Origin of the sequence: Streptomyces sp. T39 (genome assembly GCF_008042045.1) — a bacterium.
In the GTDB taxonomy this organism is placed as follows: Bacteria; Actinomycetota; Actinomycetes; order Streptomycetales; family Streptomycetaceae; genus Streptomyces.
This window is the reverse complement of sequence record NZ_RDBP01000245.1, coordinates 1-619: the sequence shown is the minus strand read 5'-3', so window position 1 is coordinate 619 and position 619 is coordinate 1. Positions and strand designations below refer to the sequence as shown.

Annotated in this window: 2 protein-coding genes; both read right to left on the bottom strand. The window is 75.1% G+C overall.

Translation table 11 applies throughout. The annotated features are described in order from the left end of the window. Nucleotides 1-199: sigma factor (locus tag EAO77_RS37785; RefSeq protein ID WP_315986137.1), on the bottom strand; the 199-nt coding region annotated here is incomplete at its 3' end. Nucleotides 200-332: 133 nt separating this feature from the next. Further along, nucleotides 333-619, bottom strand: a 287-nt coding sequence (locus EAO77_RS39350) for a hypothetical protein (RefSeq protein WP_410088770.1), incomplete at its 5' end; no start/stop codon positions are given.

Genomic DNA, 619 nt, shown 5'->3' with positions numbered 1-619 from the left:
TCATGATGCGCCACACGTAGGCGTCGGGGTCGTCCGCCCGCCGCACGCGGTCCCACTTCACGTACGCCTTGGCCAGGGCGGCCTGCACCAGGTCCTCCGCGTCGTGGTGGTGTCCGGTCAGCAGATGGGCGGTGCGCAGCATCCGGGGCCAGCGGCTGGCCACGAACGCCCGGAAGTCCGCCTCCGCGCTCGTCTTCACTCGGGTCCTCGTCGTCGGCGTGCTCTGCCTTCTGCGTGTGCGCGGGCCTGCGCGGCGCGGGCCGCTGCCCGTACGCGGCGCGCACACGGTGTCGGTGCGCCGCCGGATGCCGGCGGCGCACCGGTGCGCGGGGTCAGCGGCCGTCGGCCGGTGAGGGGTCGAACGACAGCCGGGCCAGCTCGGCGCCGTCCGGACCGTACGCGGTGACGCGCACGGTCTCCGCCAGCGGCCCCTCGCCCGCCGCGTCGAGATGGTAGGTGCCCCAGCCGGGGTTGCCGGGCAGCTTCAGCATGCCCGCGTCCCGCACCGCGCCGTCTCCGATCCGCACGGTGATCCGCGCCGGGACGGTGTGGGTGCGGAAGGCGCCCGTGAACAGGACGTCGTCGCCGTCGGAGTTCACCCCGCCGCTGAGGCTGTTCG